The organism is Biformimicrobium ophioploci (assembly GCF_030270605.1).
Taxonomy (GTDB): Bacteria; Pseudomonadota; Gammaproteobacteria; order Pseudomonadales; family Cellvibrionaceae; genus Biformimicrobium; species Biformimicrobium ophioploci.
In genome coordinates this window covers 142704-167180 of the sequence record NZ_BSYJ01000003.1, presented here as the reverse complement: position 1 = coordinate 167180, position 24477 = coordinate 142704, and the positions used below count along the sequence as shown (strand labels likewise).

19 protein-coding genes are annotated in these 24477 nt (G+C 58.3%); 8 read left to right on the top strand and 11 right to left on the bottom strand.

Annotated features, from left to right (window positions below):
• Positions 1-77 precede the first annotated feature (77 nt).
• Entirely contained in the window at positions 78-1706 is a 1629-nt protein-coding gene (locus QSJ80_RS07445) for a long-chain-fatty-acid--CoA ligase (protein WP_285763801.1), read from the top strand.
• Here the strand turns inward: QSJ80_RS07445 and QSJ80_RS07440 are convergent.
• A complete protein-coding gene (locus QSJ80_RS07440) occupies positions 1703-3469 on the bottom strand; it encodes an amidohydrolase (RefSeq protein ID WP_285764290.1) in 1767 nt (588 codons plus the stop codon). The genes QSJ80_RS07445 and QSJ80_RS07440 overlap by 4 nt on opposite strands.
• 141 nt (positions 3470-3610) lie before the next feature.
• On the opposite strand from QSJ80_RS07440, the gene glpQ reads away from it, so the two are divergent.
• Positions 3611-4693: a glycerophosphodiester phosphodiesterase gene (gene glpQ, locus QSJ80_RS07435; RefSeq protein ID WP_285763800.1), complete on the top strand. Its 1083-nt coding sequence runs from the start codon at positions 3611-3613 to the stop codon at positions 4691-4693.
• A 12-nt stretch (positions 4694-4705) separates the two neighbouring features.
• On the opposite strand, the gene QSJ80_RS07430 is transcribed toward glpQ, so the two are convergent.
• A complete protein-coding gene (locus tag QSJ80_RS07430) occupies positions 4706-5485 on the bottom strand; it encodes an enoyl-CoA hydratase (RefSeq protein WP_285763799.1) in 780 nt (259 codons plus the stop codon).
• A gap of 326 nt (positions 5486-5811) precedes the next feature.
• Between QSJ80_RS07430 and QSJ80_RS07425 the strand changes: the two genes are divergently transcribed.
• The gene (locus QSJ80_RS07425; protein WP_285763798.1) at positions 5812-6594 is read left to right on the top strand and encodes a tryptophan 2,3-dioxygenase; all 783 of its coding nucleotides are present in this window, start codon (positions 5812-5814) and stop codon (positions 6592-6594) included.
• A 74-nt stretch (positions 6595-6668) separates the two neighbouring features.
• On the opposite strand, the gene QSJ80_RS07420 is transcribed toward QSJ80_RS07425, so the two are convergent.
• Positions 6669-7085, bottom strand: coding sequence for an ExbD/TolR family protein (locus QSJ80_RS07420; protein ID WP_285763797.1), 417 nt, complete (start codon positions 7083-7085; stop codon positions 6669-6671).
• A gap of 343 nt (positions 7086-7428) precedes the next feature.
• Between QSJ80_RS07420 and QSJ80_RS07415 the strand changes: the two genes are divergently transcribed.
• Positions 7429-7827: a hypothetical protein gene (locus tag QSJ80_RS07415; RefSeq protein WP_285763796.1), complete on the top strand. Its 399-nt coding sequence runs from the start codon at positions 7429-7431 to the stop codon at positions 7825-7827.
• Positions 7828-7933: 106 nt separating this feature from the next.
• On the opposite strand, the gene QSJ80_RS07410 is transcribed toward QSJ80_RS07415, so the two are convergent.
• On the bottom strand, positions 7934-8794 hold the full coding sequence (locus QSJ80_RS07410; RefSeq protein WP_285763795.1) for a thioredoxin domain-containing protein: 861 nt from the start codon (positions 8792-8794) through the stop codon (positions 7934-7936).
• A 134-nt stretch (positions 8795-8928) separates the two neighbouring features.
• Here QSJ80_RS07410 and QSJ80_RS07405 point away from each other — a divergent pair, with 134 nt between their 5' ends.
• Entirely contained in the window at positions 8929-9813 is an 885-nt protein-coding gene (locus tag QSJ80_RS07405; RefSeq protein ID WP_285763794.1) for a hypothetical protein, read from the top strand.
• A 54-nt stretch (positions 9814-9867) separates the two neighbouring features.
• On the opposite strand, the gene QSJ80_RS07400 is transcribed toward QSJ80_RS07405, so the two are convergent.
• The 4 genes from QSJ80_RS07400 to QSJ80_RS07385 form a co-directional block, all read right to left on the bottom strand.
• Positions 9868-10815, bottom strand: coding sequence for a phosphoribulokinase (locus QSJ80_RS07400; RefSeq protein WP_285763793.1), 948 nt, complete (start codon positions 10813-10815; stop codon positions 9868-9870).
• Positions 10815-14000 carry an efflux RND transporter permease subunit gene (locus tag QSJ80_RS07395; RefSeq protein WP_285763792.1) on the bottom strand — a complete coding sequence of 1062 codons (3186 nt, stop codon included), beginning with the start codon at positions 13998-14000 and terminating at the stop codon, positions 10815-10817. Before QSJ80_RS07395 ends, QSJ80_RS07400 begins: the two co-directional genes overlap by 1 nt.
• Positions 14001-14002: 2 nt before the next feature.
• Complete coding sequence (locus QSJ80_RS07390; protein WP_285763791.1) at positions 14003-15151, bottom strand: efflux RND transporter periplasmic adaptor subunit; 1149 nt, start codon at positions 15149-15151, stop codon at positions 14003-14005.
• Between the two features lie 359 nt (positions 15152-15510).
• Positions 15511-16209: a cyclic nucleotide-binding domain-containing protein gene (locus tag QSJ80_RS07385; RefSeq protein WP_285763790.1), complete on the bottom strand. Its 699-nt coding sequence runs from the start codon at positions 16207-16209 to the stop codon at positions 15511-15513.
• A gap of 271 nt (positions 16210-16480) precedes the next feature.
• Here QSJ80_RS07385 and QSJ80_RS07380 point away from each other — a divergent pair, with 271 nt between their 5' ends.
• The 3 genes from QSJ80_RS07380 to QSJ80_RS07370 all read left to right on the top strand — a co-directional run bounded on the left by QSJ80_RS07380 (position 16481) and on the right by QSJ80_RS07370 (position 20549).
• A complete protein-coding gene (locus tag QSJ80_RS07380; protein WP_285763789.1) occupies positions 16481-17662 on the top strand; it encodes a TonB family protein in 1182 nt (393 codons plus the stop codon).
• 216 nt (positions 17663-17878) lie between these two features.
• Positions 17879-18628 (top strand): helix-turn-helix domain-containing protein, encoded by a 750-nt coding sequence (locus QSJ80_RS07375; protein WP_285763788.1) that lies wholly within the window; start codon positions 17879-17881, stop codon positions 18626-18628.
• 34 nt (positions 18629-18662) lie between these two features.
• Entirely contained in the window at positions 18663-20549 is a 1887-nt protein-coding gene (locus QSJ80_RS07370) for an MFS transporter (RefSeq protein WP_285763787.1), read from the top strand.
• Between the two features lie 286 nt (positions 20550-20835).
• Here QSJ80_RS07370 and QSJ80_RS07365 read toward each other — a convergent pair whose 3' ends face one another.
• From QSJ80_RS07365 to QSJ80_RS07355, 3 genes are all read right to left on the bottom strand, one after another.
• Positions 20836-21582: a L,D-transpeptidase family protein gene (locus QSJ80_RS07365; RefSeq protein WP_285763786.1), complete on the bottom strand. Its 747-nt coding sequence runs from the start codon at positions 21580-21582 to the stop codon at positions 20836-20838.
• A 304-nt stretch (positions 21583-21886) separates the two neighbouring features.
• Entirely contained in the window at positions 21887-23296 is a 1410-nt protein-coding gene (locus QSJ80_RS07360; protein ID WP_285763785.1) for a M20/M25/M40 family metallo-hydrolase, read from the bottom strand.
• On the bottom strand, positions 23286-24470 hold the full coding sequence (locus QSJ80_RS07355; protein WP_285763784.1) for an AI-2E family transporter: 1185 nt from the start codon (positions 24468-24470) through the stop codon (positions 23286-23288). Before QSJ80_RS07355 ends, QSJ80_RS07360 begins: the two co-directional genes overlap by 11 nt.
• Positions 24471-24477 lie beyond the last annotated feature (7 nt).

The following is a 24477-nucleotide window of genomic DNA, read 5'->3' as shown; positions in this document are numbered from 1 at the left end:
CATAAATTCACAAAGTTTCAGTCAAAAGAAGTACAGACACAGAGGTAAAACAGAACAGATCCCATAAGGAGGACACCATGCAGGGCCTGATGATGGACGATCAACTGCTACTCACCGCGATCATGCGTCACGCAGAGCAGACCTACCCGGACCAGGAAATTGTATCAGTAACAGCGGACAACCCGAGGCATCGCTACCGTTTCCGCGATGCGTTCCAGCGCTGCCGCAAGCTCGCCAGGGGCCTGCAACTACTCGGCGCTTCCCCGGGCGATCGCATCGGCACCCTCGCCTGGAATGACTACCGCCACCTCGAAATCTACTATGCCACTTCCTGCAGTGGGCTGGTGTGCCACACCATCAACCCGCGCCTGTTCCCCGACCAGATCGAGTACATCATCAATCACGCGCAGGATCGATGGCTGTTCATTGACCCCATGTTTGTTCCGCTACTGGAAAAGCTCTCTTCAAAGCTTGTGGCTGAAGGCTATGTGGTGCTTTGCCCGGCAGATCAGCTACCGGACACCAGCCTGCCCAACTGCATTTCTTACGAGCAGCTGCTGGAAGAATGCACCGATGAGTTCGAGTGGCCGGCGCTGAGCGAGCAGTGCGCAGCTGCGCTCTGCTACACCTCCGGTACCACCGGCAACCCCAAGGGCGTGCTCTATTCTCACCGCGCAATGGTAGTGCACACCTACGCAACGCTGTTGCCGGATGTATTCGGCGTTGGTCGGCAGGATGTAGTGCTTCCAATAGTCCCGATGTTCCACGTAAACGCCTGGTCACTCCCGTATGGCGCAGTCGCCGTGGGCGCCAAGCTGGTGCTGCCCGGCCCGAAAATGGCAGACGGTGAAACCCTGACAGATCTGATCAACACCGAGGGTGTCACCATTTCTGCCGGCGTACCCACCGTGTGGCTTGCGCTGCTTGGCTACCTGCGCGAAAGCGGCAAGTCCATAGAAAGCCTCACCCGAGTGGTCACCGGTGGCTCTGCCTGCCCCTGGTCCATCATGGAGGAGTTCGAGCAGGAGCATGGCGTCTACACGCACCACGCCTGGGGCATGACGGAAATGAGCCCGCTCGGCACTTACAACGCGCGGGTTCCGGATACTGTACCGGCAGACAAGGCCCGCGCCCTGCGCATGAAACAGGGCCGCGCCGCGTTCGGGGTGGAGATGCGTATCGTCGACGACGCCGGCACCGAGTTACCGCGTGATGGTATCGCCTTTGGCGCCCTGCAGGTGCGCGGCCCCTGGGTTTGCGAGCGCTACTTCCGCAGTGACAAGAGCGCGCTCACCGCAGACGGCTGGTTCGATACCGGTGATGTTGCAACCATTGATCCGGACGGTTACCTCGGTATTACCGACCGGACCAAGGACGTGATCAAGTCCGGCGGTGAATGGATCTCCTCGATCGAACTGGAAAACCTGGCGGTTGGCCAGCCCGATGTGGCCGAGGCGGCGGTGATCGGCGCACAACACCCCAAGTGGGCAGAAAGACCGCTATTGCTGGTTGTGCCGGAACCCGGCGCAAACCTAGCGCCTTCTGCATTGCTGGCCGCTTTCGAGGGCAAGGTGGCAAGCTGGTGGATTCCGGACGACTGCGTCATCGTGGAATCACTGCCGCACACCGCCACCGGCAAGATCAGCAAGAAAGATTTGCGTACCCAGTTTGAAAATCACCAGTGGCCGCAGGAGGAGCCTGCCTAGAGCTCAGCCTTGTAAACCGTCCGGCCCTCCTTGATGGTTTCCAGTACGCGGATATTGCGGATGTTTTTTGCGGAAGCCGTTGCGGGGTTGAACGAGAGAATCACGAAATCCGCCAACAGGCCGGCCCTGATCCGGCCTTTGCGGTTCTCTTCAAAAACCTGCCAGGCAGGGCCAGTAGTCAGGCCCTGCAGTGCGGTATAGGCATCCACCCGCTGATCCGCGCCCAGCACCTTGCCATTGCGCATCTGGCGTGCCATCGCCGTCCACATCACGAAGAAGGGATCCAGCGGGGTAACGTTGAAATCCGTGTGATTGGAGAAGACCAGCCCCTGGTCCACTGCGGCCCGGACCGGGCTGATGAAACGGGCACGGTCCCGCCCGATATTTTTCAGGTGCACTTCGCCCCAGAAAAATGTGTGGTTGGTGAAATAGGACGGTGACAACCCCAGCTCCACATAGCGGTCAAGCTGTTCCGGGCGCTGAAACTGCGAGTGTACGACGATGGTCCTGCGATCGTCAGCCGCAGTGATGCCGGCACCCGAGACCGCCTCGATCACGGCATCGATGGTCGCATCGCCATTGGCATGCACAAAGACATGCAGCCCGTCTGCCAGCGCCTGCTGCACCTGGCTAATGAAGTCCGCTTCAGGCTGGGTGGGCTTGCCGCGCCACGCCTGCTCCCCTGCCGGCCCTTCGGTCAGGTACGGCTCGCTGACATAGGCGGTCTTGCCCTGCGGGGATCCGTCCTGGGTGAACTTTATGCCCTCGAACTTGAGCCTGTTGCGATATACCCCAAAAGTGTATTTGCCTTTCCATGACTCGTACTCAGTAAAATTCGGCAGCGAGACAATATCGATCAGCAGGCGCTGTTGTTCTGCGGCCTTGAGCAACAAGTCCATCTCCTGAATGTGAGAGAAACCTTCCTGCGCATGGGTATACCCGTTTCTGGTATACACGGCCTGCGCCTCGTCCATCAATTCAAGTAATTCCTGCTCTGAAGGCTTCGGCTGCTTTGCTAGTATTGGCAGGTAGGCGGTTTCCATCACCAGCCCCGCCGGCCGGGTACCACCGGGCATGCGCGCAATGACGCCTCCCTCGGGAGCCGCCGTATTTTCACCGATACCAGCCCATTCCAGTGCGCGGGAGTTCAGCACAGCACCGTGGCCCGACACATGGATCAGCATTACCTTGTTGTCCGGGAAATACGGATCCAGGTCTTCGATCGTGATATGGCGTTTTTCCTTTAGCCCATCCGGGTCATAGCCCCACCCCACTATCCAGTCTTCATCCGCGAGGCCGCGCTCGGCCTTGAACGCTTTCAGTGCGGATATTACTGAGGCAATATCCGTCGCCTTTCCGACGGGAGGGCTGGCAATATTGACCTGGTTCACCATGGCCAGGGCGAACATGAAATGACTGTGGGCATCGATAAAACCTGGCAGCATCGCGCGCCCGCGCAGGTTACGCATTTGCGTGCCCTCGCCGCGCAGTGCCAGGGCACCTTTACGATCACCTGCAAACAGGATGCGTCCCTCCGCAATGGCCACGGCATTGACATATTGCGGCCTCTCACCCTCCATGGTCAGGATCTCGCCACCAAAAAAAATCACCTCGGCCTCTACGCCTGCCGCGGCGGTGTCGCCCTGGCCGGCGCGCAGAGCCTGTGGCTCGCGCGCGTCATCGGTCCTGCTGCATCCTGCGCACACAAGCAATAACAGCAGGAGCCCACCTGCCCCGCACCAGTGCATACCGGTTTTCAGCATTGTCACAATCCCCCTTCCCTCATATGCCGCCGGCACATTGCAAGAGTATATATGTCGAAGCTTCTATTACCCCGCATCCGGAACTTGGCGGCATTATTGCCGGCTGTTATTTTGTAGGACAAAACCCTCCACGACATGACCATGAACAGACTCTTCACTCAGCTACGACTGCTCCTGCTTCTGGCAACCGCAGCACAAGCGGGCGCCACGCCGGCGGTCATCGCCCATCGCGGCGCCTCGGGTTACCTGCCAGAGCACACACTGGAAGCCAAGGCGCTGGCCTATGCCATGCGGCCGGACTACATCGAGCAGGACCTGGTCATGACCCGTGACAACCGCCTGATTGTCCTGCATGACATCTACCTGGAGGCGGTAACCAATGTCGCGGAAAAGTTTCCCGGTCGTGCCCGCGAGGACGGGCATTTCTACGTGGTGGACTTCGATCTCGACGAAATCCGCCAGCTGCGCGTCAGTGAGCGCTTTGAGACCACCGATGCGGGAACTGAGCCGTATTTTCCAGGGCGCTTTCCTGTATGGCAGTCGGCCTTCAGCGTACACACCTTCGCTGAAGAAATTGAACTGATCCAGGGCTTGAACCGGACGCTGGGCCATGACATTGGCATCTACCCCGAGATCAAGGCGCCGTGGCACCACCGCCGTGAAGGCAAGGATATTGCCCGTGCCACCCTGGAAGTGCTGAAACGATACGGTTATGGGCTCGGGCACCGGGGGAAGAAGCACAAAACGCCACAGGTGTTACTACAGTCATTTGACGCCAACGAACTCCAGCGGATTCGCAGCGGACTGATGGAAGAGGTTGGGATAGATGTCCCACTGGTACAGCTGATCGCGCCGAGCAGCTGGGAGCTGGCACAGGAAAAAGTGGGCGATACGTGGCGCAACTACGAATTTGAATGGATGCTGACCGAGGAAGGCATGGACCGGGTCGCGACTTATGCCGATGGCATAGGGCCAGCGGCTGGGCTGATACTGCCGGAATCAGAATCTTTGCAGGGAGGGCAGCCTCCGGCGGCTGCGCCCTGGTACCGGGCGGCGAAAAATGCCGGGCTTACGGTGCACGCCTATACCTTCCGTGCCGACCAGTTGCCTGAAGGCGTGCCCGATTTTGCCAGCCTGGTCAAATTGTTCAGCGACCACCTGCAGGTGGACGGACTGTTTACGGATCACCCGGACAAGGTCCGGGAGATCCTGAAGGCGGATTAACGTTTCGAGCAATTAGTCAAAGCTGGAAAAATCCGGCTTGCGCTTTTCCATAAACGCGGTGGCCGCTTCCCGGAACTCGCCGGATTGTAACAGCGGCGTGAAGTGGCTCACCTCTTCACTGATCATCCGCTCACCCACATCAAAGGTCGCGTGGCGCAGCAGTTTCTTGGTCAGACGCACCGCTGCCGGCGGCTGCGCTGCCAGCTGCTCTGCTGCGGTACGCGCTCGCTCCAGTGCTTCTGCTGCCGGTACACAGGCATTCACCAGGCCCATCGCCTCGGCCTCCGCGCCATCAAAGCGTTTGCACAGCAACAACAATTCAGCGGCTTTTACATGGCCCACGAGGCGCGGCACGAAATAGCTGGAAGCGAATTCCGGGCAAAGCCCGAGATTGACAAAAGGCATCTGGAACACGGCATCGTCCCCGCAGTACACAAGATCGCTGTGCAGCAATAGGGTGGTGCCAATCCCAACCGCCGGGCCATTCACCGCCGCCACAACCGGCTTGTCACAGTGGTAAAGCGCGCCCAGAAACTGGCCCACCGCCGAGTTTTCAAAATCTGACGGTAACGAGAGGAAATCGGCGACATCGTTGCCACTGGTGAAGTTGCCTTCTGAGCCAGTGAGCAATACGACCCGGATATGGCTGTGCTCGCGTGCCTCGTTTATCAGCTTCGCCATGGCTGCATACATGGCCTGTGTCAGGGCGTTCTTGCGCTCCGGCCGGTTGATGGTGATCTCCAGCACACGACCGCGCTCCTGCGCACTAATCTCCGGGCATTCGCTTTGCATCTGCATCTCCTGTCATTGGCGCCTTGAATTGGGTATTCGGTATTAAGTATGCGTTTGACGTGATTATAAGGAATCACCCACCCCGCACAGGGGCAGCACTGCTCATATGGCTTGCCTTGAATGACCAGAATCCATTTCCCAGACACTTTATTTTTTGCACCCAAATGGCCGGCGCGTCACTGCGATGGCTTTTCGCGGCGCCACAAGGCTATATAATCCGAGCACCTCCGGCGACGCTGCTCACCTATGCGGTTCTGTCGGCGCCGGCCTATAACAATAACTTTATCGCCGCCAGCAAGTATGCGGCGACATGCCAGGTGTTAATCATGTCTGTTACCTACAGCTCATACCTCAAGGTCGACGAGCTGCTGCAATGCCAGCATCCCCTGTCCGACGGCCCCGAACACGATGAACTGCTGTTTATCACCATTCACCAAAGCTACGAGCTCTGGTTCAAGCAGGTACTGCACGAGCTGGACTTCCTGATGGAACTGTTCAACAAGGGCGACCGCAACCGCGCGTTGCACACCCTGAAGCGCGTGGACACCATCTACCGGACCCTGATCCAGCAGGTGGATATCCTCGAGACCCTGACCCCACTGGAATTCCTTTCCTTCCGCGACCGCCTGTCCACGGCCAGTGGCTTCCAGTCTTACCAGTTCCGCGAGCTGGAATTCCTGTTCGGCGCCAAGGATGCGAGCAAGCTGGATGTTTATGAAAAGGATTCCGGGCACTACAAGCGCATTGAAAAGCGCCTGCAGTCCCCGACACTGTGGGACGCCTTCCTGCAGCTTCTCAAGCAGGAAGGCTATGCAGTGCCGGAGGTGCTATTGAAGCGTGACTGGACCCAGCGCAGCGAACCCTCGGAGAAAGTGCAGAAGCTGCTGATTGATATCTATCGCAACGACCCGCTGCTGGCGGAAATCTGCGAGGCCCTGGTGGATATTGATACCTCGCTGCAGCAGTGGCGCTACCGCCACGTAAAAATGGTGGAGCGCACTATTGGCTCCAAGATGGGCACCGGCGGATCGTCCGGTGTGGGCTACCTGCAGAGCACGCTGTTCCGCCCGGTGTTCCCAGACCTGTGGGCTATCCGCGCCGAGCTCTAATACCCGGGCTCTGGCAGCAGACGCGCAAAAAAAAAGCCAGCTTGAAGCTGGCTTTTTCTTGTCCGAAGACTGTATCAGTCTTCGTATGGCACCAGGGAAACCTGCATACCATCTTTTACCTCGCGAGCCGCATCGGCAATCGCAACGTAAGTTGCGGCACTGGACTTGCGGTGCGCGCGTACGATCACGATAGCTTCCGGGTTCTCGGCGTGCAGGCGGGCGATGTTCGCTCGCACAGCGCGGGTATCAATGCGGCGATCCACCAGCATAATTTCGTCGGAAGCCGTGACCGTGAACAAAATGTTCTTGCTTTCGGTCTGCTCCATGGTTTGCTCGTTAGGATCCGGAGTCGAAACGTCCAGCGCCTTTTCCTTTACAAAGGACGCCGTCACGATAAAGAAGATCAGCATGATAAACACAACGTCCAACATGGGCGTCAGGTCAATCTCTGACTTTTCCTCTTCTACGGCCCTTCCACGTCGTCTGCTCATAAAACACCGTAATTTGTTCTAATTCAAATTGCCGGAACACCGGACTTGCAGGCGGCAAGATTGCCCCGAAAACCGGGCGTTTGCAAGCCCAACCTGCCAATCCGACAATTTTCCTTTAAATATCATACAGTTGCAACACAACCAGACAAGCTGGCACGAATTACAACGGCCCTAGTCTAGCGCCAAAAGAAACCGACCGGTGGGACACTTCCCGTCCAACAGTCAATTCTGCTGTTTGCACGACCGATACCACCCCCTGCCTCCGGAGCGCTATAATCCCGGCCGCGGGCCCTCCAAGCTGATACCGCCCGCAATAGAGGCAGCTTTATATAAGGAAGAGAATATGACGATTGGCGCCTGGACTCCGCCCTCGGACAAGAAACCGGCCAAAATCGAACGCGAGCAGCTGCAGCGCTTTATAGACCTGCTCGAAAGTAACCAGGCACCTGCCCTGGCAGACCTCCTGGCTCAAGAAGACCAGCAAAGCGACTTCCTTGTACGACTACCGGGCAAAGAATGGCTGCAGGAAGCCGACAACTGGTCTGACGGGGAAATCTGGCACCTGATCCAGTTTTTTGCGCTGGCCGAGGCTCAGCTGCCCAGCTGGGAAGGCGGCGCCGAGTCGGCGGTGATACCACTGGCCAAATCCCTGCGCCGGCGCAAATCTCCGCTCAACAAGGAGCAGCTGATGTGGCTGAAGCAGAACTCGGAAAACCGTTTCCTGCCCTACGGGCCACTGTAGTTCACCAGCCCCACTGGACTCCGCGCCCGCTATCTGGCCCGCATTCGGCTCCGCTGCCGCCCGATTACCGGAGCGGCGGCCAGCGGCTGTACCTCGCCAGCTGAACCTAGCCAGCTCTCCCCACAAAACCGAGCGCCTGTAACGGATCCCCTGGAGTACGATAATTTGCCGGCAGATGCCGCCACAAAATTCTGCCGCAGGAGTCCAACAGCCAGTAGCTGGGCTTGAGAGCATCACTACCCTGCCCACTGATACGTGCAAGCAGTGGCTGGCCACCATCCATTTCCACGCCCACTTCACCGCCCGCCCAGGTTTTTATTTCAATATTTTCAGCAAGCGGCTTATTTCCACTTATGCGGTTCCCTTTCGCCAGCCACAGGGTGATTCGAACACCGGCCTCCGCAAATTTTCCCGCATTCTGCTCCAGACACGTCACAACTGCGCGGCTATGTGCGCACCAGGGGCTCCGCAAGAAAACCCAAAGCGAGGCTTTTTCTTCACTTTCATCGCTGCTGCCCCGCGTCGCAGGGGGAAACTCCAGCATGGTTTTGTAATCACGGGGAAAGCGAAGCCGTGAAAACTGAAAAAGGTACAGCAATACGATAAACAGGTTATAGAGGCTGAAATAGAGCGGCACCCCCTTTTCCTGGTCTGTGAGCAAAGTGATTAACAGGCCGGTGAGCACGAGAAAAAATGCCGGTGTCTCACGCAAATCCGCATTGATTTTTTCCGCTTTGAAATGCCGATATGCAACCCAAAATGGCAGGGCCAGCGAGTTGACTGTCAAACCCAGCCACGCGAGCGAAGCATCCCCGACAAATTGGTAAAAGGCCCAAACTCCACAAAGAAAAAGCCACATAAAAGAAAAAAAAGTAAAAAAAACCATAAATTGGTCCTGAACAATGATTTTTTTATAAAAAAAACTTGCAATGAAGCATGTAAATACGCTGGAATTAGCGCGACGCATTTCGGGTTCGCAGTTTCGAGTTTTAGGAACTCCGGATATGCCCACAACGGGCAACCATTTCAGAGCTTCCTTGACCTGGCGTTAACCACTCACTACAGAACAACAAATCAGGCAAAGTTACAGGGTATTTAATTATGGCTGCACGTAAAAGCAAGGCTGTAGATCCAGTTGTAGCACTGGAAAAGGAAATTGCCTCCTTAAAGTCAAAACTGGTTTCCGCTCGGGCCAAACAAGTAACCGATACCGCCAAGGCGGCAGGCAAGGCTGGAAAGGACGCTACCAAGGCTGCGGCCAAGGTGAAAGCTGCCCAGACCAAGCTGAAGGCCGCTAAAGCCAAGAAGAAGTCAGCTGCTTCACAGAAGCAGGTCAAGGCTGCCCAGGCTGCCGTAGCTGCAGCGAAGAAAGTCGCTGATACCGCCAAGGCTGTTGCCAGCGAAGCAAAAGCCGCCGCCAAGGCCGCCAAGGACAACGCCAAGTCCGCCGCTACTGCTGAAGCTGCTATCGCCAAGGCTGAAGCTGCCATCATGAAGAAGGCTGCTGCTGCTGCCAAGAAACAAGCTGCTGCTGACAAGAAGAAAGCTGCCGCTGCTGCCAAGAAAGCCGCTGCCGCCGCCAAGAAAAAGGCCGCTGCTGACAAGAAGAAGGCTGCCGCTGCTGCCAAGAAAGCCGCTGCTGCCGCAAAGGCAAAAGCCGCTGCTGCCAAGAAGAAGGCTGCTGCTGCTGCCAAGAAAGCCGCTGCTGCCGCAAAGGCAAAGGCCGCTGCTGCCAAGAAGAAGGCTGCTGCTGCCGCCAAGAAAAAGGCTGCTGCTGAGAAGAAGAAGGCTGCTGCTGCCAAGAAAAAAGCTGCTGCCGCAGCCAAGAAGAAGGCTGCCGCTGCCAAGAAGAAGGCCACTAAAAAGCCTGCTGCGAAGAAAACTGCCAAAAAAGCTGCAAAGAAACCAGCAGCTAAAAAGGCAGCCAAGAAGCCGGCAGCCAAAAAAGCTGCCGGCCGCGGTCGTCCGCGCAAGGCCAAGAAGTAATCTGGCATTGCTGAAAGAACCGGGGCACTGCCCCGGTTTTTTTATGCCCCCAGTTTACTCCTGAAGGAGCCGCACCCCGGAAAACCGGTGATCACGGCCCAGCTCCAGCACGCAATCCGCCCGTTCAGGCATCTCTTTCAGGATATGCCGCGTCAGACGCTCGTAGTGCTGTACAAAACGCTCAACCTCATCATCCGACATGCCCCCGCGGCCTGCGTCACGCAGCTTCTGCTCCTGCAGGGTACGCCAGGAAAGTACGCTTTCCATACCCGGCACCTTCAGCATCACCAGGCAGTTAATCTGATCAAACAACAGCGGGTAAACGGTGCTCAACATATCGTTGGCGTACTTGCGCCACTCACCCTGCGCGTCTTCCTCCGCCTCCAGGCGATTGATTGGCTCGGAGATATCCTCCTGCGGCGTGGCACCCACAAACCAGCCCTCCAGCAGCACGATATCTGCCGGCCCGCGCCAGCTGGGCCACTCTTCCGCAGGCAGGCGGTCATCCGCCGCCTTGTCGAACCTGGGCACCTGAATAATGTCCTGCGGCGCACACCCCATCAGGCGTGAAATAGTTGCCAGCCCCAGCATGACATCGTGGGTACCGGGTACCCCGCGTGTCTGCAACAGCGGGTGCACAGCCTGCGCCAGGGATTCCCGCTCACTACGGGTAAGGTAGAAGTCATCAATCGAGAGGGAGAGGCTGCGCCAGCCCAGCTTGCCCAGTGCCAGCTGCAGGAAGCCGGTCAGGGTGGTCTTCCCCGCCCCCTGACCGCCGCATACACCCACCAGCAACGGGCCATTGGCCTCATTGCGCTTCTCTGCAAGCCAGACCGCCAGAGGCAGGTAATATTCGTGAATGGTTTGGGCAAATGTGGCCGGCAAGCGCTGCTCGCGGATAAACCAGTCAATGTCATCCGCCATCTCAACACCCGCATCGCGGGCTGCAGTCCTGATATTTTCCGGCCAGTTATGCAAGTGCACCTCCCTGTGCAAATCCATTAGCTTTCTTTCGCTATCTCCGCAGTGTTACCGGAGCGGGGCAACTTCGGCGCGACGTAGCGCCGCCAAAGGTCACGCACACGATCCGGCAACACCAGCATGACAGGCGTTACCACCAGGGTCAAAATCGTGGAGAAGCTGAGCCCATAAACGATGGCGCTCGCCAGCTTGACCCAGAAAGACGCAATAATGCCGTTGACGATGATATTGCGTCCCACCATATCGACACTGGCTCCAAGCGCCAGCGGCAACAACCCCAGGATCGTTGTCACTGTGGTCAGGAATACCGGTCGCAGGCGTTGTGCAGACGCCCTGATGGCAGCGGCGGTTGGCGACAGGCCGGGCTCCTTGTGCCTGACATAATTGTAGGTATCGATCAGGACAATATTGTTGTTCACAACAATACCCGCGAGCGCCACGATACCCACGCCCGTCATGATGGCACTGAATGTACTGTTGGTAAGCAACAGGCCCAGCAACACACCGGCAGTAGACATGATTACCGACGACAGGATCAGGGCCGACTGGTAGAAGCTGTTGAACTGTGTCACCAGCAGGATAAACATCAGGAACAACGACATACTGAACGCAAAGCCCAGGAACAGCATCGCCTCCTGTTGCTCCTCATCGGCACCGCGGTAGACAACCTCCACACCGCCCTGCACGGGGTTGGCATCGATCCACTCGCGGATCTCACGGAATTTGTCATTCACCAGGTAGCGGCTCTTGTCCACATCCGCCTTTACTTCCATGCGCGTCACACCGTCGATGCGCTGGATCTTGTCGACCTTGGGCTTGGGCACTGCCTGCACAAAACTGCTGATCGGCACGGTGCCCTCGCGAGTGTTGATTCGCAGGCGCTCCAGGGCTGAGATCCCGCGGAAATCGCCCGGATAGCGAATCCGGATATCCACCTCTTCGTCGGTGTCGTCGGGGCGGTATTCACCCACGCGCACCCCTGCCGTCACCAGCTGTACGGCGCGCCCCACCTCGGTAATATCTGCGCCGTAAAGTGCTGCCTTGGAACGGTCGACTTCAATTTCCCACTCAATACCGGGCAATGGCGAGGTATCCACCACATCGCGCAGCCCTTCAAACTCGCTCTCCATGGCCGCACGGATGCGCCGCGTCTCCACCAGTAGCTTGTCGTAGTCCTGGCCTCGGAGTTCGATGACAATATCCTTGCCTACCGGTGGGCCGCCCTCAAACACCTTCGCACCCACCTTGATTCCGGGGAAACGCGCCGTCCTGCGGCGGATATCCTCAAAGATCTCGCGGCTCTTTCGTTCGCGCTTTTCCGCCGCGTGCAGTTCCACCAGCATGTTCGCAATCTGGTCCGGCGCCTTGTCGGTCTTGCCGGAGATACCGCCAGAACCAATCGCGGTATAGACGACGCGCACCTCCGGCACTGTCATTACCGCCTGCTCCACCTGCACGACCAGCTTACGCTTCTCCGCCACGCTGAGGTTACCCTGCGCACGCACTTCCACATTGCCGTATTGCTCTTCGGTGTCAGTAAAGTATTCAACACCCGCGCCAAAGGTAGTAAACCCGGTAAAGATTGCCCACAGCACCACCAGCGTTATGCCGAACGCAAGCACCGGGACCCGGAGCACCCGGGACAGGAGGCGCGCGTAGGCACCGGTAATACCGGGCAACTTGGTCGGCTGCCCGCTTTCCAGTTCACGCAGGTGATGCTGGGTCTTGAGGTCCATGTCACTACGGCCAAACAGGCCGCCCATCACCGGTGCGAAGAACAGTGCATACAGGAGTGAACCCGCCAGCACCGCAAACACCGTCACCGGCAGGTAACGCATGAATTCGCCGGCCACCCCCGGCCAGAACATGATCGGCAGGAACGCCGCCAGGGTGGTGCCGGTTGAAGCCACCACCGGCCAGAACATGCGCCGCACGGAGAGCACATAGGCGCCCTTCGCAGACAGGCCCTCCGCCATCTTGCGATCGGCAAACTCGGTAATCACGATGGAGCCGTCAATCAACATACCGAGCGCCAGCAACATGCCGAACATCACCATGAAGTTGAATGAAAAGCCCAGGTACCAGGTGATGATGGAGCCAAACAGTAACGAGAACGGAATACCGAGCCCCACCAGTAGCCCCGAGCGAAAGCCGAGCGCCGCCACCACGATCACCATCACCAAAATCATGGCGGTGAGGATATTGCCCTGCATCTCGTTGACCATGTCCCGCGCGAAATCAGACTGGTCAAACACATACTGTACTTCGACACCCGCGGGTAGCCCGGGAATTTCCGCGTTGACCAGTTCACGTACGGAATCGGCCACATCCACCGAGTTGGCATCGCCGCGCTTTTCCACATCGATTGCGAGACCGGGCTTGCCGTTGACGCTGGTATAACTGGAAGGATCCTTGAAGGTACGGCGGATATCCGTCACATCGCCCAGGGTTACCACACCCTCGGCACTGGTCTTGATCGGAATGCTGTAAACGTCCTTTTCCGACTCAATCAGGCCCGGCACCTTCACGGAGAAACGTCCCTGGCCGGTTTCCAGCTCACCCGCCGGTATCAGCAGGTTGTTGCCCAGCACCGCACTGATCAGCTCCGCACTGGTAATGCGGTAGTGCTCGAGCCGTACCGGGTCGATGATGGCTTCAACCACTTCCTCCCGGTTACCACCCAGGTCCGCGCTCAATACGGTGGGCAAACCCTCGATCTTGCGCTTCAGGTGTCGCGCAGTGGCCAGCAGCGTGCGCTCACCCACATTATTACCGGCCAGGGTCACCACGATTGACGGGTATGGCGAAGCCGAAGCCTCCTCGATCACCGGCTCATCGGAATCCTGAGGCAACTCCGCCTTGGCCCTGTCCACTGCTACTCGCGTGTCGTTCACCGCCTGGTCGATATCGATTCCGCTCTCGAATTCGAGCACGACATAAACCAGCGATTCACGCGAGGTCGCGGTAACTTCCTTGACCCCCTCGATCGCGCGCACTTCCTTTTCAATCGGGCGCACCAGCAGGCGCACCCCGTCCTCCGGGGAAATCCCCTCATGGCGGACCGAGACGATAACGAACGGCGGGTTTACTTCCGGGTTGGACTCCACTGTCATGGCAGCGCGGGCCGCAATACCCATGATGACGATCAGCAGCATAATGCTGAGGCTGCTGCGATAACGGCTGATTGCTGCAGAAATCACACTCATGGTTACTTCTCTACCCGGGGTTCTGTACGCTCACCGCCCACCGGCTCAATCACCTTGTTGGCGCCAGTTGTTTCCTCGATGCTGACTTTGACCAGGTCACCTTCGCCAACATACTCCTGGCCGACAGTGATCAGCAGGATTTCACGGGGAAGCCCGGTAACCCAGACCCCGTCCGCAGCATCGCCAACCAGGTTAACCCTGACAAAGCGCACACGGCCCTGATCGTCCACGATACGCACGCCCATCAGGCCTTCATCATCCAGTGTGAGCAGCGACGGGCTGATCTTGTGCGCCAGCATCTCCCCGGTGGGCAGCGCCAAACGCCCGCTGATGCCGGCACGCAGCTTGCCATCCGCATTCGGGACTGCCACTTCTACCCGGTAGGCACGGGTAATCGGATCCGTCTCACTGCTGATGTAGCGCAGGGTGCCGGTGATTTCACCACCCACCTGCAACTTGGCGCGCGCGGTCGAACCCTTGCGCAGCAGGCCAACCTGACTCTCGGACACCTGCCCCACCACCAGGATCGGGTCCAGATCCAGCAGCACGGCACAATCTTCCCCACGGCGGACAAAGTCGCCCAGCTCCACCATGCGCCGGTTCACCACACCGGCGTAGGGCGCCTTGATCTGAAGGCGCTCGATATCCAGTTCGGCGCGTTTCTGCACCACGCGAGCGGTTTCCAGCGCGGCCTTGAATTGGGCCAGGGCCGTCTGCGAATTGAGCCCCTTGCTGATCAATTTTTGTGCACCCTGGTATTCCAGGCGTGCCTTTGCAAGCTGGGCCTCGGCCTCCACCAGCTTCTGGCGCCGGTCTTCCTCCCCAACTTCACAGATCACCGTGCCGGCAGACACATTACTGCCCTCTTCCACGGGGACCTTGGTAATCACGCCGTCGAGCTCGGCGCGCAGGCGCACGCTGCGGTTTGGCTCGGTACTGCTATTTACCACCACGGTGGTTGCGTAGGGCTGCGCCTGCAGCCTTGCCGCCTGCACCAGCGGCAGGGTTTCTTCCCCGGCCACCTCGGCTGCGGGGATCACATCTTGCTTGTCGCCCATCAGGCCACTGGCCAGCCAGGCCAGGGTCAGCAGCGCAACGACTGCCGCGACCCGGTAGTTTTTGTTCGACAGAATACTTTTGATCAAACTCATTATTTACAGCCAATACCCCACCCTGGGGAACATTTTCCAAACCGGCAGACACCGGCGCACGAAAGCACGCAGTCTAGGTGCGGCCGCGCCATTGTGCAGCCACAGAACAGTGTCGATTATGAAATCAGCAAGAATTTCCGCGCGGGGGTCGGTCTTATTGGCCACCGACTGGACGCGGCACCGGATTATTCACGGGGAGGGTCCCCGTAATGCGGGTGCCAGATGCGGACTGCGACATGATAACCGATTTAGGCACGCGGCCGGTGACGCAATGGCGCTAAATGACAAGACAAAATCGGTCAATGACATGAGGCGCAAACGCGCCCCCTGATTAGAAGGAGAGAGAGGGGAAACAGCCTTTAGTCGAAAATGGCGTCAAGGAAATCCATCATGCCGGAGCGATCCTCGACCAGGTCGCCACTGCCGAACTCGACGTTCCAGTCCAGCAGGATGCCCGCCAGGCAGCGTGCCTGTTCCGCCAGCGCCACCAGCTCTTCCTTGCAGTTCTTCTGCCCGGTGTACAGGCGCAACCTGCGGTGACTGTTGGCCAGCTCGTGCTCCGGGAAGCGGGAACGATAGACCTCAAGCTTCCAGCGTAGTGAGTGGACCATGTTGCGGTAGAACACCAGCTTGGTGGGCAGCTGCAGCAGGGTGAAGTCCTCAAGGTCGCCAAACAGGGTGCAATCGACACCCAGCACCTGCACTTCCTTTGCCTCGCCGGCAGCGACGATAGTCGCGCTGCGGGGCTCCGCCAGCAGCATTGCCAGGTCCCCGAATACCTCTCCCGGGCGGATCTCGGCCAGCGGCTTGGTGCCCGGCAATGGTTCACGGCCCGGCAGCACCTTGAGCTCCCCGCGCAGCAGAAAATACATCCACTGATCCACGTCACCCGCATGGAACAGCGCCTCACCGGGCTCAAGTGTCACCAGGCGTGAGCGCTTGAACAGTACGTCGTATTGCCACTCGCTGCTCGCACGGATATCACGAAACAGGTGAATGACATTCAGTAACCTGTCAACGGAGTCGCGGGGGAAGTCTGTAAGGGGCTTGCTAATCATTGGAATACTTCTTTTACAGCTGCAACTTCATAAGGGCATCGGGATTCTAATCCTCTCGCCATACTTCACGCCAGAGGGCCTTGTACAAATAATCGAAAAACGCGTGACTGCCCACAAATCACGCTTGAACTAAGTACCAATTGCAGTATGGTTTAGATGTACCAGTACTTAGGGGAAGAGCTGGTCACAGCTTGAGCAAATTGTTCGCTATATGCTCAAGCCAGCACACAATCTGGCGCCCGACCAAAAGACAGCAAAAACAGGCAATGCCATGAAAACCAAAATATTTGTATCTACCATGCTCTGGGTCTTCGGGGGACTGTTTACGATGGGCGCACTCGCCCAGCCGCTGATGAACGGACTCGCACTGAACCAGGAATTCAACAAGGACAGCTACATCGCTGCCTTTTACTCCGAAACCCTGACTTCCGACCGCAACGCAGCACTGAGCGAGCGCTCTGCCCGTCGTCTTGAAGTGCGTGTTGTCGAGGAACGTCTCTCCGCCCGGCGCCTGCGCAGCCAGTGGATTGAGGGCATTGCCATCAACAACGGCAGCGACGTACTCACCGCACAGTCCGACAACATGGTGAGCTTCGCCAACATGTTCCGCGGCCGCCTCTACGCCGGTGACAACCTGGCGGTTGAATACAAGCCGAACGCACCGGTGGTCATCACCCTGAACGGCAAGGAACTCGGCCAGGTAAATGATCCCGCCTTCTTTAACGTATTGCTGCGTGCCTGGATCGGCCCGGTTCCGCCCTCCTCTGATTTCCGCGAGGGCCTGCTCTCTTCCGGCAACGTTGATTCCGGCCTGGCACTGACCTTCGAAAGCCTGCAGCCGAGTGCGGAGCGCGTTGCCGCTACCCGCGGAGCAAGCCGGACCGTTGCTGCAGCGCCCGCACCCGAGCCGCAGGAGCAAAGCCAACCTGCATCCGCAGCCCCGATGGAAACCGTGCCCGCTGCCCTGCCGATGCGCCCGAGCCTCGCCAGCGTCGATACGTCTGACCTGAAAGTAGAGGCCCCGGCTATCGAGAAAGCACCGGCGCCTGAGAAGCCCAAGCCAAAGCCGGTCCAGACCGCCAAGGCCAAGCCAAAACCGGCACCGGTAGAGGATGACGAGCTCGACGAAGACGACGAAGTCATCACCGCCGATATGCTGCTGGCGCGCCAGATTTACCAGTCCAGCCTGTTCCGCCACGCGCGCAAGGGCCTGCGCTACCCGGCCCGCGCACAGCAACGCGGACATGAAGGCAGCGTGCGTATTGCCGTGGTCATCAACCGCGAGGGTGAAATCCAGGATATCGCCACGGTACAGGAAAGCCGCTACGGTACCCTGAACCGCGCGGCCGAAGAGGCTATCAAGCGCGCGGCGCCTTTCCCGGAAATTCCCACGCAGCTGAAGGATGAGACCTTCTCCTTCACCATGCCGATTACCTTTCGCATGCCCAAATAGCCGGGCATCCGGGTCTCACAGGAAAAGCCGGGTTCCATGCCCGGCTTTTTTATGCCTGGCCGATATTCATCGGATCAGGACTTTTGGCCCGCAAAAGGATCACCACGTGCTACCCGAAGGCACAGCAGGCAAGCCAAACCATAGCAAGTTGCACATACCGATCCCGTCGCGCATGATGGGTCCGTCTGGTCAGACATTGGGAACAGGGAGCCGAACATGGCCCAAGCCGCAGGGATCGTCAGGGCGCTTAAAGCCACGTTAAAGCAACACGGTAAAACCTACGCAGACGTTTCTGCCGTACTGGATATCAGTGAGGCCAGCGTAAAGCGGCTCCTGAACCGCGGCCCGCTTACCCTGGACAGGCTGGAGCGCATCTGCGAATTTCTCGACATCCGCTTTTCCGACCTGGTGCAGCACGCGGACCAGCGACGCCCCCTGCTGGAGCTCAGCGAGATCCAAGAGCAGGAGCTGGCAAACAACACCCCCCTCCTGCTGGTAGCGGTCTGCGCACTCAACCGCTGGTCTTTCCAGGAGATTGTCAGTACCTACGCGATCTCGGAAACCGAGTGCATCCAGCTGCTGGCGCGTCTCGATCGCATGGGCGCAATCGAGCTACTGCCTGGCAACCGCATCAAGGTGTTGGTGGACGCCCATTTCCGCTGGCGTTCCGGCGGCCCCATCAGGACCTTTTTCCGCAGGCACATCGAGTCAGAGTTCTTCCAGTGTGACTTCCACGGCCCCGGCGAACTGATGCTGTTCCAGAATGGCATGCTGAGCCGCGAAGCCAACGCCCTGATGCAACGTAAAATGAAAAAGCTCGGCGAAGAATTCGAGCAGCTGCACCGCGAAGAAAAGAACCTGCCGCAGGCTGAGAAATTCGGTTCCAGCCTGCTGCTGGCCATGCGCCCATGGGAGCTGAGCCTGTTCACTTCCATGCGTCGCGAACCTATCCAGAAGCAGTTTTGAGCAACCACAGATAATTTCAACTGAGAGGCCAGGTATGGCAGCTAAAAATCAGTTCCAGTTGTTGAAAACGCGCCGCTTTTTGCCGTTTTTCATTACCCAGTTCCTGGGCGCCTTCAACGATAACGTGTTCAAGAATGCGCTGGTGGTCATGATCGCCTTCCGCCTGAGCCAGAACGAGGCCAATGCGCTGATCAACCTCGCTGCGGGGCTTTTCATCCTGCCATTCTTTTTATTTTCGCCCTTTGCCGGGCAGCTGGCAGACAAGTACGACAAGGGCCGCCTGATCCGGGTGATCAAGCTGGCCGAGATCATCATCTGTATTCTTGCGATCATTGCCCTGTTCAGCGGCAGCACACCCATGAGCCTGCTGGTGCTATTCCTGCTCGGAGTACAATCTTCTTTTTTTGGACCAGTCAAATACGCCATCCTGCCGCAGCACCTGGACTCATCGGAATTGGTGGGCGGTAATGCACAGGTGGAAATGGGGACATTCGTGGCGATTTTGCTGGGCACCATCTTTGGCGGTCTGCTTGCCGGGCAGACCGGAGAGGGCGAGTACGGGCTCTACTGGATTGCGGCCATACTGATGCTCGCCTCCACCGCCGGCTATCTCGCCAGCCGCCAGATTCCGGCAGCACAGCCGCCGGCGCCGGATCTGCGCATCAATTTCAATTCCTTCAGCCAGACCGGACGGGTCCTCAGGCTGGCCGCGCAAAAACCCGCGGTTTTCTATGCGATCATCGGTATCTCCTGGTTCTGGCTGCAGGGCTCTGCCTACCTGACACAGGTTCCCAGTTTCACCAAGAACGTACTTGGCGGCAGCGAAATGGTGGTCACCCTGCTGCTCTGTACCTTCACCATTGGTATCGCCACCGGCTCCCTGTTGTGCGAGCACTTCTCCGGTGGCCGTATCGAGCTTGGACTTGTTCCGGTCGGCGCCATTGGTCTGACCCTGGCGGGCATTGATCTGGCCTGGACAGGCAGCAGTTTCCAGTTGCTGAAAGACGCCAGCATCATGGACTACTGGGCGGCCAGCGGCAGCCTGCGCATACTGGTGGACCTGGTCCTGATCGGTATTTTCGGCGGCTTTTATATAGTCCCGCTGTACGCCCTGATGCAGGACCGCTCGGACAAGACACTGCGCGCGCGTATTGTCTCCGCCAACAATGTCCTCAATGCTCTGTTTATGGTGATCGCCGCGCTGCTCGGCATCCTGTTCCTGAACATACTCAAGGTCTCCATCCCCGGTTTCTTCCTGGTGATTGCCCTGATGAATGCGGCGGTGGCGATCTTCGTATTCAATCGCGTCCCGGAATTTGCCATGCGCTTCCTGGTGTGGCTGCTCTCGCACACCATGTACCGGGTCAAGCACAAAGGGCTGGAAGCCATTCCCGAGGAAGGCGCGGCGATTATTGCGTGCAACCATGTGAGCTATGTGGATGCACTGTTGCTCGCAGGCGCCGTGCGTCGCCCGATCCGCTTTATCATGTACAAGCCGATCTACGAGATTCCGGTACTCAATTTCATCTTCCGCACCAGCCGTGCCATTCCCATCTGCGGCAAGTCACAGGATCCTGAAGGCTACACACGGGCGTTTGCCGAGATAGAACAGGCACTCGCGGACGGCGACCTGCTGTGCATATTCCCCGAAGGACAACTGACCGGGAACGGAGAGATACAGCCATTCAAGGCCGGTATCGAAAAAATTCTCCAGAAGAACCCGGTACCGGTGATTCCCATGGCCCTGCGCGGACTCTGGGGCAGCTTCTTCAGCCACAAGGACGGCCATGCGTTTACCACGCTGCCGCGTCGGTTCTGGTCGCGTGTGTGTGTGGTGGCGGGAGAGCCGATCCCCGCCGGCAAGGCAGCGGCAGCCGATCTGCAACAGGAGGTGCGGGAATTGCGTGGCGCGCATCCTTGATGCGCAACTCTTCAGAATCAATGGACAAAAGGGGTCAGATCTTGGATCTGACCCCGCTCACCTTCAGGATCATTGGACAAGGGGGTCAGATCATGGATCTGACCCCGCTCACCTTCAGGATCATTGGACAAAGGGGTCAGATCTTGGATCTGACCCCTCTAATCTTCAGGATCAATGGACAAAAGGGGTCAGATCATGGATCTGACCCCGCTCATCTTCAGGACCAATGGGCAAAGGGGGTCAGATCAAAGATCTGACCCCCTTTAATTTTCAAGAACAAACGTTGTTAAGGGACGACCCGCACCACGGTACCCACTGACGCGTTCTCGAAGAAGATACGAGCCATGTGCCAGGGCAGTCGGATACAGCCATGGGACGCCGGATAGTTAGGCACCCGACCGGCGTGCATGCTCACGGGGCCACTCACGCGCATCATGTAATCCATGGATGCACCGCGGAACACAGTACCCGCCGGGCGACGGTGCTTGCGCACGTCCACATTACTGCGGATCACATAGCCTCTCGGATCCACATACTGGCCATAGAGGTTGGAGCGGTGCGCTACCTTCTTCTCGGAAATCTTGAAGGTGCCCAGCGGCGTTTCGTAACCCGGCTTACCGGTTGAAACCCTGGTGCTGCCTACAATACGGTCACCCTTGTAGAAATAAGCGCGCTGCTCACTGATATCAATCTTGATGCTCGGCGTACCGCGCACACCATGACCATTCCAGTGAATACGCTCGTTACTCTGCTGATAAGGATGGCTACCCGAATAGCGGCGATTACTGTTGCGATTGTAGGAAGAGCTGTAAGCACGACGGCTCTGGTAGAAGCGCGCCCCGCCATTCCGGTAACGCTTCCTCGCTTCCGCCTGCTTCCGATAGTAGTCGTTGTAACTGACACTCCGGCTGTTGTTGTTGCTGTACTGATTACGCTGCGTATAGGTGTGGTGCGCAGATGCGGACTCAGCAATTAACAGGACGCCCAGCAGGCCCGACAGGACTCCGGCGGTTTTGAAGGCGCGTATTCTCATGACTTAACCTCGCAAGTCGACTTATCGGGCACACAGATCGGGGACCTGAAAGCCCAATTTGGTCATCGCGGTAACGTAATGATTACCCCAACAAGTCACCGATCTTGTTACTGCACTGCGGTGACCCCTTTGCGCCTGCCGCAGCCTAAGGCGGCGGAACTCCATGTGGAATTTCGGCAGACAGGAAGGATGCTAAGGTGATGGCGCGCGGTTCCTTACACCTGATTTGAATAAGGAAAGTTGCGTTTACTAGGAAAGGCTATTTGAATAAAAAAGGGCCCCGAGGGCCCTTTTGAACATCAGTTTATTTTGCGGTTGGCAGTTGTCCGAGGGTTTCTTCCATTTCCGCCAGCAGATAAGTGGCCGCTATCCAGGCCGCGACGTTCTGCTTCATATTTTCGGGGTCGATTTTGTCCAGCGTATCATTGGGCGTGTGATGGTAATCGAAGTAATCGCTACCGTCCTGGTACAAGCGGAATGCCGGCACACCCTGCGCATAGAATACGCTGCTGTCCGGACCACCGCTGGACTTGTTATTGCCACGCTCAATGCCGAGCGGCGCAAGTACCTGCATCATCTGGTCGGCCAGGCCCAACTTGCCCTCCGGGAAACCGGTATCGAAACGCCACACCTTGCCCGCACCAAAATCAGATTCGGAAATCGCGACGATCTTGTCCAGTTCATCCTTGTGCGCTTCCACATACTGCTTGGCACCCACCAGGCCGATTTCCTCGGCACCGAACAGGATCACACGCACGGTGCGACGCGGACGCTCCGGTAGCTGCGCCAGCAGGCGCGCGGTTTCCATCACAATCGCCACACCGGCACCGTCATCCAGTGCACCAGTGCCCTCATCCCAGGAATCCAGGTGCGCACCGATAATCACCACCTCGTCCGGCTTCTCGCGGCCGCGCAATTCGCCGATTACATTGAAGGACGGACCATCGCCCAGCATCTCGTTATCGGCAGAAATCTTGATTTCCACCGGCTTGCCGCGCTTGAGCATGGCCTCAACCAGGTTCGCGTCCGGGGCTGAAAGTGCCAGCGCCGGCACCGGGTTGTCCACGCCGGTAAATGCCATCATACCCGTGTGGGCAAAGCGGTCGGAATCGGTACCAACAGAGCGGATTACCAGTGCCGCTGCGCCTTTTTCCGTGGCGATACGCATACCGCGGCTGCGCGCGCCAACTACGGGGCCGTAGCCTTCGCCGGTACGAGTGCGCACCATGCGCTTGTTAATAAAGGCAATCTTGCCCTTCACCGTTTCCGGGTCGGCAGCTTCCAGCGCCTGCACATCGGCAAACTCGACGATTTCCGCGGTGATCCCCCCTTTCGGGGTAGCTGCGCTGTAACCCAGTGAAGTCGCAACCAGCGGCTGCGGATAGGGCGCGACGACTTCCGCATGTACGTGGCCACGGCGCCAGCGATGCACATCGATCTGCTCGGTGTAGACCCGGTCAAAACCCAGGGCCTGCATTTTTTCAGTAGCCCAGGCAACGGCACGAACGTCGCCCTCGGTGCCGGGGAAACGCGGGCCCACTTCAACAGTAAGCGATTCCACCAGGCTATAGGCGTCAGACTTCTCGAGCGCCTGGTCGCGCAGCTTGGAGGCAACCTCCAGCTGCTCCTTGCTCAGGGCCGCGTCATTCGCAGCGAAGGCGGCAAATGGCAAGGCCGCAGCCAGCAAACAGGCTGCCAGTTTCTTATTCAGCATTCTTAACCTCATTCTCTTTTTCCGGCACTTCTCCCGGGGCCGCCTCCGGACTCGCTTCCGAAGGCATTTCTGGCCCTCTTCCGGCAGCTGACTGGTGTTCCAGCAGCGCCTCTACCGAGGCCACACCGGAGCCCATCATGGCACCGATCCAGCGGGTTTCCTCGAAACTTTCCAGTGCGATCTTGACCGTCATGGTCAGCGGGACCGACAACAGCATACCCACCGGCCCCAGCACCCAGCCCCAGAAGACCAGGGACAGGAATACTACCAGCGCAGACAGGTTAAGTCCCTTGCCCATGAACCTCGGCTCCAGGATATTGCCGATCAGGGTGTTGATTGCCACATAGACAATTGCGGTCAGGGCGGCATCGCCCACCCCCAGCTGCACCAGCGCCAGCAGCACGGGCGGAATCGCCGCGATGATGGAGCCCAGGTTGGGGATGAAGTTGAACAGAAAGGCCAGCAGCCCCCAGAGCGGCGCGTAATCCAGGCCGATGGAGTAGCACCACAGAAGTGCCAGGCTACCGGTCAGCATGCTGATCCAGGTCTTCATGGCCATATAGCGGTTGACCGCATGGGTAAACCGGCCGATTGCCGTGACTGAGGCGTCTGCATTTGGCCGCGCGCTGCGCAGCTTGTCAGCGAAACCGACTTCCTCCGCCAGGATAAATGCAACAGTCAGCAGTATGAGGAAGAAGTTGGTCATCATGTTGCCGAACGACGCCAGCGCATTCCCCGCGAACCCCAGCACCGCACCCGGGTTAATGTTGTCCCGCCAGATATTCGTGTCCAGGTCGATGCCCTTGGCCGCCAGCCAGGCCAGCCACTGGTCTGCCTGTCCACGCAGGCGCGCCTGATAGCTGGGCAGGTCCTCGCGGAAGTCCGCGACCGATGAGCCAACCACCATGCTCACCAGCGCAAACAGGGCAATGATCACGGACAGCACAATCAGGATCGCCAGGCCGTTGGGCACCTTGTGCCGGCTCAACCACAGCAGCGGTGGCGAGCAGAGCACCGCAATAAACAGCGAAAGCAGGAACGGGACGAGGATCGATTCCGCCGCACGCATACCAGCCAGCACGACCACACAGGCCGCGGCTACGATCAGGAAGCGGGTTAATGGAGTATTCGCGAAGGTAGCCAGTCCTACACTCCGGGCTTGCGATTCGCTCAAGGCAATT

Excerpts from the sequence above, each read along its gene's own strand:
- glpQ (WP_285763800.1), top strand. The coding sequence starts at position 3,611 with ATGAACAGACTCTTCACTCAGCTACGACTGCTCCTGCTTCTGGCAACC.
- QSJ80_RS07380 (WP_285763789.1), top strand. The coding sequence starts at position 16,481 with ATGAAAACCAAAATATTTGTATCTACCATGCTCTGGGTCTTCGGGGGA.
- QSJ80_RS07375 (WP_285763788.1), top strand. The coding sequence starts at position 17,879 with ATGGCCCAAGCCGCAGGGATCGTCAGGGCGCTTAAAGCCACGTTAAAG.
- QSJ80_RS07390 (WP_285763791.1), bottom strand. The coding sequence starts at position 15,151 with ATGAGTTTGATCAAAAGTATTCTGTCGAACAAAAACTACCGGGTCGCG.
- QSJ80_RS07370 (WP_285763787.1), top strand. The coding sequence starts at position 18,663 with ATGGCAGCTAAAAATCAGTTCCAGTTGTTGAAAACGCGCCGCTTTTTG.
- QSJ80_RS07385 (WP_285763790.1), bottom strand. The coding sequence starts at position 16,209 with ATGATTAGCAAGCCCCTTACAGACTTCCCCCGCGACTCCGTTGACAGG.
- QSJ80_RS07405 (WP_285763794.1), top strand. The coding sequence starts at position 8,929 with ATGGCTGCACGTAAAAGCAAGGCTGTAGATCCAGTTGTAGCACTGGAA.
- QSJ80_RS07430 (WP_285763799.1), bottom strand. The coding sequence starts at position 5,485 with ATGCAAAGCGAATGCCCGGAGATTAGTGCGCAGGAGCGCGGTCGTGTG.
- QSJ80_RS07425 (WP_285763798.1), top strand. The coding sequence starts at position 5,812 with ATGTCTGTTACCTACAGCTCATACCTCAAGGTCGACGAGCTGCTGCAA.
- QSJ80_RS07415 (WP_285763796.1), top strand. The coding sequence starts at position 7,429 with ATGACGATTGGCGCCTGGACTCCGCCCTCGGACAAGAAACCGGCCAAA.
- QSJ80_RS07400 (WP_285763793.1), bottom strand. The coding sequence starts at position 10,815 with ATGGATTTGCACAGGGAGGTGCACTTGCATAACTGGCCGGAAAATATC.
- QSJ80_RS07360 (WP_285763785.1), bottom strand. The coding sequence starts at position 23,296 with ATGCTGAATAAGAAACTGGCAGCCTGTTTGCTGGCTGCGGCCTTGCCA.
- QSJ80_RS07440 (WP_285764290.1), bottom strand. The coding sequence starts at position 3,469 with ATGCTGAAAACCGGTATGCACTGGTGCGGGGCAGGTGGGCTCCTGCTG.
- QSJ80_RS07365 (WP_285763786.1), bottom strand. The coding sequence starts at position 21,582 with ATGAGAATACGCGCCTTCAAAACCGCCGGAGTCCTGTCGGGCCTGCTG.
- QSJ80_RS07410 (WP_285763795.1), bottom strand. The coding sequence starts at position 8,794 with ATGCGTCGCGCTAATTCCAGCGTATTTACATGCTTCATTGCAAGTTTT.
- QSJ80_RS07395 (WP_285763792.1), bottom strand. The coding sequence starts at position 14,000 with ATGAGTGTGATTTCTGCAGCAATCAGCCGTTATCGCAGCAGCCTCAGC.
- QSJ80_RS07445 (WP_285763801.1), top strand. The coding sequence starts at position 78 with ATGCAGGGCCTGATGATGGACGATCAACTGCTACTCACCGCGATCATG.
- QSJ80_RS07420 (WP_285763797.1), bottom strand. The coding sequence starts at position 7,085 with ATGAGCAGACGACGTGGAAGGGCCGTAGAAGAGGAAAAGTCAGAGATT.